Here is a 255-nt window from a genome sequence, read left to right on the forward strand (position 1 = left end):
CGCGATGCGGTCGCCGCGTCGCTCGCCGGTCTCGAGGCGCTTTGGGCGCCGACCCCCGCGGCGCTCAGCGGGTGAGCAGGGTGGTGGCGCCGAGGATGCCGAAGATGCGGCCGATCTCGGCCACGTTGGTCACCGTGCTGTCGTAGCAGGCCAGCGCGTCGCCGGGCAGCAGGTAGGGGTCGTAGTCGTCGCGGTCGGCGCGGCGCACCAGATCCTCGATGTCGCGTTCGATCACAGCCCAGACGCCGGTCACCG

General features: G+C 72.5%; 1 pseudogene. It reads right to left on the bottom strand.

From position 1 onward, the window contains the following. Positions 1-64 precede the first annotated feature (64 nt). Positions 65-255 (bottom strand): annotated as a pseudogene (locus EU805_RS17320) (polysaccharide biosynthesis protein); the annotation flags it as partial.

The sequence above is a fragment of the Salipiger sp. IMCC34102 genome, from assembly GCF_004145405.1.
Lineage (GTDB): Bacteria > Pseudomonadota > Alphaproteobacteria > Rhodobacterales > Rhodobacteraceae > Loktanella.